The 6,802-nt window shown below is 42.4% G+C and carries 10 protein-coding genes; all 10 read right to left on the bottom strand.

The window, feature by feature from the left end:
* A partial coding sequence (locus HZC12_04280; protein ID MBI5025944.1) for an adenylyltransferase/cytidyltransferase family protein occupies positions 1-155 on the bottom strand: 155 nt, incomplete at its 3' end.
* Complete coding sequence (locus tag HZC12_04275; GenBank protein ID MBI5025943.1) at positions 118-1,107, bottom strand: methyltransferase domain-containing protein; 990 nt, start codon at positions 1,105-1,107, stop codon at positions 118-120. The genes HZC12_04275 and HZC12_04280, both read right to left, overlap by 38 nt.
* 21 nt (positions 1,108-1,128) lie before the next feature.
* Complete coding sequence (locus tag HZC12_04270) at positions 1,129-1,407, bottom strand: hypothetical protein (protein MBI5025942.1); 279 nt, start codon at positions 1,405-1,407, stop codon at positions 1,129-1,131.
* 15 nt (positions 1,408-1,422) lie between these two features.
* Complete coding sequence (locus HZC12_04265) at positions 1,423-1,824, bottom strand: PIN domain-containing protein (protein ID MBI5025941.1); 402 nt, start codon at positions 1,822-1,824, stop codon at positions 1,423-1,425.
* On the bottom strand, positions 1,821-2,039 hold the full coding sequence (locus HZC12_04260) for a hypothetical protein (GenBank protein ID MBI5025940.1): 219 nt from the start codon (positions 2,037-2,039) through the stop codon (positions 1,821-1,823). The genes HZC12_04265 and HZC12_04260 overlap by 4 nt, the downstream gene beginning before the upstream one ends.
* A 129-nt stretch (positions 2,040-2,168) precedes the next feature.
* On the bottom strand, positions 2,169-4,139 hold the full coding sequence (locus tag HZC12_04255) for a DEAD/DEAH box helicase (protein ID MBI5025939.1): 1,971 nt from the start codon (positions 4,137-4,139) through the stop codon (positions 2,169-2,171).
* A gap of 19 nt (positions 4,140-4,158) precedes the next feature.
* Entirely contained in the window at positions 4,159-5,547 is a 1,389-nt protein-coding gene (gene rmuC / locus HZC12_04250; GenBank protein ID MBI5025938.1) for a DNA recombination protein RmuC, read from the bottom strand.
* A complete protein-coding gene (locus tag HZC12_04245) occupies positions 5,544-5,801 on the bottom strand; it encodes a hypothetical protein (GenBank protein MBI5025937.1) in 258 nt (85 codons plus the stop codon). Before HZC12_04245 ends, rmuC begins: the two co-directional genes overlap by 4 nt.
* Positions 5,802-5,848: 47 nt before the next feature.
* Positions 5,849-6,409, bottom strand: a complete 561-nt coding sequence (locus HZC12_04240; protein MBI5025936.1) for an STAS-like domain-containing protein — start codon at positions 6,407-6,409, stop codon at positions 5,849-5,851.
* 2 nt (positions 6,410-6,411) lie between these two features.
* Positions 6,412-6,735 carry a hypothetical protein gene (locus tag HZC12_04235; GenBank protein MBI5025935.1) on the bottom strand — a complete coding sequence of 108 codons (324 nt, stop codon included), beginning with the start codon at positions 6,733-6,735 and terminating at the stop codon, positions 6,412-6,414.
* Positions 6,736-6,802 lie beyond the last annotated feature (67 nt).

Genomic DNA, 6,802 nt, shown 5'->3' with positions numbered 1-6,802 from the left:
CCTGAAGGGATGAAGAGTATCTTTCCGAGGCCAATTCTTTCCCTCACCTCTTCAGCAGCCCTGAGGTGCCCGTAATGGATGGGGTTGAATGTCCCTCCGAACATGCCGATTTTATTATTATCCACTATTCCTCCCGAAGACCAGCACGCTATCATCTATCATCCTATCTTTTATATCCCTGAATCCTGCCTCAGAAAGCCACCCCTTCAACTCTGATGGCGAATAGCATCTTCCAGCCTCGGTGTTAACAAGCATGTTGATGGAAAAAAGTGCGCTCTGGGGCGGATATGTTCTGTCATCATTGATATAAAATTCCTGAATTACAATTCTGCCATCTGGATTCAATGCCCTTCTGGATTCTTTCAGGATACGAATATTATCATCTTCTGAATAGGCATGGAGTACCTGGCTTATAAATATCAGGTCATAACCTTTTCCAAAGTCATCACAAAGGAAATCTCCCTGAATAAATTTAACTCCCCCTTCTCCCCCTCTTAATTTAAGAGGGGGGCGGGGGGCGTTATTTACAACTTTTCTTGCAATCTCTATGGTCTCGGGTCTATCAAAGAGTGTAACTGAGATGCCCTTTTTTGCCATTTCCATTGTATATGTTCCAGGCCCGCCACCGAGGTCAAGGGCGGTCTTTACACCCTTTAGGCCAATAGCATTGATTACCTTCTTTGCCTTTAATGATGCAAGATTATGCATTCCCCTGATAAAGGCATCCTGGTTATGAGCCTGACGATTGGGCTTACCTGTCTTTACCACCTCATCAAGGCATGACCAGTTTTTCCAGAGGTTATCAGCATGTCTTATGATGTCACCCTGGTAATAGGGGCTTCCAGTAACCAGAAACTTAGATGCAATAGGAGAGTTTAAATACCTATCTTTCTTTTTCTTCAAGAGATCAAGGCCAGCAAGTGCATCGAGCAATATCTCTGTTGCCCTTAAATCTGTATTAAGTTTTTTTGAGATTGTCCTGACTGATTGAGGTTTTGTCAGGTGGTCAAATACCCTGTAGTCGTTAGCAGTCAGCAATACTCTCGATGCCCTGAAACCTCCCCAGATATCTCTTAATTCCTTCGCCTGTTCAAAAATGTCTTTCATAGAAACCCTTTTGGACTATAATTATAGCCCCATTTTCTTAAGTGCCTCATCAGCACCTCTACTTCCTGCAGGTGCATCTTCTGGAAGGTAAAGCATCACTCCACCTTTTACAGGCCTAATCACAATCTTCCCTTCCACGGCCAATCTGTTTGTCACCTCAACAGGATTTTCACCTTCGAAATACTTCTTGAAAGCATCATTAAAACCCGAATAAACAGTGTGTATCCCCTTATACCCCTCTTTTCTCAAGCTGACAATAGCCTTCCTCACAAACTCCTGATGATTCAATCTCTCTGGCATGATATCCTCCTTTCATTACAGAATCTCCTCAAAACCCTCCTGCCTGAAATGCCCATCAAGCGAAAGGCATTTTTTTATCTTTATCCTCCTCATTGCGACAAAACTCGTGCAATCAGTAAAGCTGTAAGATTTATCGTTTCTTGAGACAAAAAGCATCCATGCATTTTTTTCATCTTCGGGAGTAACCCATAACTTCTCTACCTGCGGAGATCTCAAAAGAATATTCCCCACAGAAACAGCTTTTTCATGACCAAGTCTCGCTCTAATAAGAGTAACACTTTCATCAAAGACATAATTTGTGACAAAGAGCCTTCCCTTGAAGTTCCTCAAAAAGTCCTCCACTTTTTTGTGGCTCGGGTCTTTTTTGTTTATGAGAGCATAAATGGCGCTCGTATCAAGAAACACAGATTCTTTCATTTTTTACCGTAAAGCCATTTATCATGGTCTTTGCCATAACATTCGGTATCCTCTGCTATGCCAGAAACAGACAAAAGGGAATAAACATCCGATTTTCGAGAGTAGCTTTCTATGATTTCTCTTAACACCTGTGAGATGCTCTTTTTCTCCTGCTCGGATTTTTTCTTCAGAAATGCATAATGTTTTTCATCTATTAATATTTGTGTCCTATGCATTATTACATCACCTCCAGTTACATCATAAAATACTACAGCACAAAAATCAAGCCTTTGCTGGAATCCCTCATTAACTCCCCCATCCCCTCTTAATTTAAGAGGGGAGCGAGGGGAGTTACTTATTTCTATTTAATCAGTTCTGGAATCTGCAAGAAATCCTTTTATGTCATCTATAGATGAAGTCGCTTTACATTCAGGAAGGGACTTTAAAAACTGCACACCATATCCCTTTGTCCTTACCCTCGAATCGAGTATAGTCACAACTCCCCTATCAGTCTTTGTCCTTATGAGTCTCCCAAATCCTTGCTTAAATAAAATAACAGCCTGGGGTATTTGATAGTGCAAAAAGGGGTCTTTACCTTCTCTCTGGAGTGCCTCCATCCTCGCTTCGGTCACTGGTTCATCAGGGACAGCAAAGGGAAGTTTTGTTATTATCACGCATTGCAGGTCATCTCCAGGGATATCGATCCCCTGCCAGAAGGTGTATGTGCCGAACAGGACAGAATGGTTGCCTTTTCGGAATTCCTGGACCAATCTGTAGCTATCCGTATTGCCCTGTCTGAGAATTTTCAGCTCTGGTATTCCAATAGCATCATAAGCCTTGTTAAGAAGGCTGTAACTTGTAAAAAGCACAAGTGTCCTGCCCATGGTGACCTCAAGGATTTCTTTTATATGGGTTATCAAGTCCTCTTCAAATCCTTCGGATCCAGGCCTCCTAAGATCATCAGGCACATAAAGTAATGCCTGTTTGTTATAGTCAAAGGGCGAATGAAGCAAGAGGGCTTTTGCATCGGATAATCCAAGGCGTTCCTTTACATAATCAAAATTGCCGTTTGTGGTAAGGGTTGCAGATGTCAGAATCGCTGGAGATACAATATCAAAAACCTGTTTTTTCAGAATCGATGCAATATCAATGGGTGTTGCCACAAGCCTTATGCTTCTTCCATCCCTTTCAGCCCAGTAGACATGGCCTTCGAATTCCTGCTGAAGGATTGACCTTAAGGATAAAGCAACGGCCTCACTCCTTAAGGATAAGGCAGCTATCTCTTTTTCCTCATCTTCATCGTCCGAGGATTCCTGAAGCATCTTGAGCGCATCTGTTAAATTCATGAGGCTCTCTGAGAGGTCATCCTTTATGAATCCCTTTTCATGGATTCTCAGTGTTGTGGAATCCTTCAGTTTCTCTGAAAGCTCACCAAAAAAGACTTCTCCATGTATTCTCACGGTATTGACAATTGCGCTAACCTTAGAGAATGAAGCTTGAGTGAGCCATTTAAGTCGTGACAGCAGACCTTTACCATGAGGACTTAAGATGGAATCCAGTAAATGTCTGAGTTTAAAATTTGAAATCTCCACACACAGATAATCAGCAGCCACATCCTCAAGCTCGTGGGCCTCATCAAAGATTATAGAATTAAATGAAGGAATGACATTCCATCCTGATACAACATTGGCAAAAAAGAGGTGGTGGTTTGTGATGAGTATGTGTGCCCTCCTTTCTATCAACTTCGCCTTTTGATAAAAACAGAGATCAATTTTTTTACAGTCCTTTCCATAACAGAGGTCGCTTTCCCTGCATACCTTCTGCCATAGTTGCTGGGGTATATCAATCTCAGCCCTTATGCCTGTGGAAGTCTTCTTTACCCACTTAAGAAGGCCATTGATTGCTTCTGTCTCATCCGAATCAAAAAGCCCATGAGTCTTCGTCTGTTCAAATCTCCTGAGGCATAGATAATTCTCACTGCCGATGCAGAGGGCAAATCTCAGGTCTTTAAAGATATTGTCTTTTAAGAAGGGAAGCTCTTTCTCAATAAGCTGCCTCTGGAGTGCCTTTGTATATGTGGAGACAACTGCCCTTCTATGGCCTGAATCCTCTGAGTCATCTCTATCCAGCGCCCATTCGATAACAGGGATAAGATAGGCGAGGCTTTTCCCCACTCCTGTGCCTGCCTCAACTATAAGGTGTTGACCATCCTTCAGGGCATCGGCAATGGCCTCTGACATCTTTACTTGCTCAATGCGAGGTTCGTAGCCCTTAAGTATTCTTGAAAGAATTCCTGCATCAGCAAAAAATCTATCCATTCCTTCAGCGTCCTTCACTATAACAGACCTCATTCAGTTATTTATCTTCTTGATTATTATTATCTGACTGTAGAAGATTCAGACTTCTCGGCGTGTGGTCTATCTGATCAAGGACTGGTATCTCACCAGCCCCTGTAACACCGAGTTCTTTAAATTTTCTGACAGAAGGCAATACCCTTAATTCCATAGAGCCAACAACCTTATTATAAGAATCCATAGCCTTTCGAATTGCAGAACCTATGTCATCAAAATGTTTCACCAATGTATTAATCCTCTCATATAGTTCCTTACCCAACATGCTTATCTGTTGGGCATTCTTCGTTAGCTGCTCTTGCTGCCACCCATAGGCAATAGCTTTAAGTAGTGCAATAAAGGTTGTTGGAGTGGCGAGTATTACCTTCTTGATACTGCTATCCTCAATAAGTTTATTGTCGTGCTCTAGGGCAGCACTGAAGAATGATTCTCCTGGCAGATACATAACAACAATCTCTGGTGACTTTGGAAACTGATCCCAGTAGGATTTTGAACCGAGTGCATTCATATGCGCCCTTACCTGGTTCACATAGCTTGTTAAGGCCTTCTGTCTTTCTTCTTCTGAGGATACAGATATTGCATTTAGATAGGCATCAACCGGCGCCTTTGCATCAACAACAATCTCCCTTCCATTTGGAAGTCGGACAATCATATCAGGTCTCAGGCGTCCTGTTTCTGTTGTAACTGACTCCTGCTCATAAAAATCACAGTAAGCGGTCATCCCTGCAAGCTCAGCTGTCCTCTTTAAAGAAAGCTGACCCCATGAGCCACTTACCTGTGGCTTTCTTAATGCGGTGACAAGGCTGCTTGTCTCTCGCTGTAATTGCTGATGTGTTGAGGCAAGCATCTTGATCTGTTCTTCAATGCCTCCATAATCCTGCCGCCTTTTTGCCTCAATAGCACTTGTCTGTTCTTCGTATCTTTTTAGGGCCTCTTGAAGTGGCCTTATAAGGCCATCCATCGTTGCTTGATGTTCACCGAGTTTACCCTTTGTCTCCTCAACAACCTTTCCGAGTCGCTCTGAGGCAAGGGAAAGGAAAATCTCATTGCTGCTCTCCAGTGCTGCCTTAGAAAGGGCATTAAATGTATTCGTCATCTCTTTCTTCATTTCTTCAAGGAGTGATTTTTGTTCTTCAAGATTTTTTTGTGATTCCCCAAGTCTTGTGAGGGCCTCAATCTTCAACTGTCCTTCATCCTTTAGTTCTTTTCTAATCTGATTTATTTCATTATCTTTCATTTGAATCTGCTGCCTTAATTCGCCAATCACAGCCTCAGCACTGCTTGCTCTCTTTTCAAGGTCGGTAATCTTCCTCTGAGAGCGTGCTTTTGTAAAAAACCATACACTTATTCCACCGATAATTATTCCAAGAATAATATATGCTATTGTTGTCATGTAATCACCTCTGGTATTATCATCCACTCTAAAGACCAGTGTCCATCTTCAAATCTTTTTATACACACAATCCCTCCCATCTTGAAGTCTACGATATTTTTCTCTTTATCACCGCAGAGGAGCAATGAGGCAAGCCTGCCGCTTCCTCCTCCCTCTTTGCCTCTGCATGCTGAACAAGATAAAGGAGCATGGCCACCTCCTAATCTGGATTCCAGTTTACACGGGAATGACAATAAATCATTATTGCCACTCATATTCGTGGTGTCATTCCTGCGAAAGCAGGGATCCAGTATTTACTCAATTAAATCTTTTCATATACCCAGACTCTTCCCCCATCCATTATTTCATCCATCCTTTTTACAAGCCTTTTTTTGTGGAGATTCAATAGCCTTGTCCCGCTTGTATTTGCTTCAAGTTTCAGTGCATCGGAGAGTTCTTTTGCGGTTATTTTGCCTTTTTTCAAAATTAAATGTAATGTCTCTTTGAGGTAGTTATTCAGATTACCCAATAGAATCTTCTCACCATTCTTCATCTGAGCCATCACCGCAAGCTCCTTCCTCTCAAGGGCGACCTCTATATTCTCCTTCTGATTTTCATTGAGACCTGTCAGTGTGATGTATTTATCCCCATATTCTCCCCCGAGCAAACGGGAGATGAGCTTTGCCACAATCTCATCAGCGCAGGAATAGTCAACAACCCCTATCTTCGAGAAATCGAGGGCAATGATCTCTCCCCCCTTTTCTTTTACAATATCCCTCTCAATCCGCTCCCTTATCACCTGCCCTGACTGGCGGGTAACAAGGTCGGGGGAGCCGTTTTTGAGTTCTTCTTTTAATAATTTATAAAGGTCGTATATTTGCATATTTAAAATTCTTTCCTATAATCCTCTTCCACAAGTTGCCACTCTGCATAGCCATCTTTCCTATCAGCAAGTCTTTTGCCTTTTAATATTACCTTCTTTATTGTCGGATGCGTCTTGACAGTGATATACGCCCTAACCAGATTCGCAATTGTTGCCTCCTGAAATACAAGCTCTGTGTCGTCTTGCAATACCACAGTGACTCTCAAATGCTTATGCCCTTCCGGAATTTCCGCTATCAATTCCTTTATGTCTTCGTTATGTATGATCATAAGATTCCCTGCATTCTCCTCTCCTAAGCCAGGCCCTTGCCAGCCGTGCCTCTTCATAGCTCACCTCGGAATGAAAAGACTCCACAACAGGGGTCAGATTCCACTCCTGTAAGGTTAAAAACTG

The sequence above is a fragment of the Nitrospirota bacterium genome, from assembly GCA_016214385.1.
Taxonomy (GTDB): domain Bacteria; phylum Nitrospirota; class Thermodesulfovibrionia; order UBA6902; family JACROP01; genus JACROP01.
This window is presented reverse-complemented; position numbering and strand designations above follow the sequence as displayed.

Coding starts and splice junctions, on each gene's coding strand:
- HZC12_04275 (MBI5025943.1), bottom strand. CDS start 1,107: ATGAAAGACATTTTTGAACAGGCGAAGGAATTAAGAGATATCTGGGGA.
- HZC12_04270 (MBI5025942.1), bottom strand. CDS start 1,407: ATGCCAGAGAGATTGAATCATCAGGAGTTTGTGAGGAAGGCTATTGTC.
- HZC12_04265 (MBI5025941.1), bottom strand. CDS start 1,824: ATGAAAGAATCTGTGTTTCTTGATACGAGCGCCATTTATGCTCTCATA.
- HZC12_04260 (MBI5025940.1), bottom strand. CDS start 2,039: ATGCATAGGACACAAATATTAATAGATGAAAAACATTATGCATTTCTG.
- rmuC (MBI5025938.1), bottom strand. CDS start 5,547: ATGACAACAATAGCATATATTATTCTTGGAATAATTATCGGTGGAATA.
- HZC12_04245 (MBI5025937.1), bottom strand. CDS start 5,801: ATGAGTGGCAATAATGATTTATTGTCATTCCCGTGTAAACTGGAATCC.
- HZC12_04240 (MBI5025936.1), bottom strand. CDS start 6,409: ATGCAAATATACGACCTTTATAAATTATTAAAAGAAGAACTCAAAAAC.
- HZC12_04235 (MBI5025935.1), bottom strand. CDS start 6,735: ATGAAGAGGCACGGCTGGCAAGGGCCTGGCTTAGGAGAGGAGAATGCA.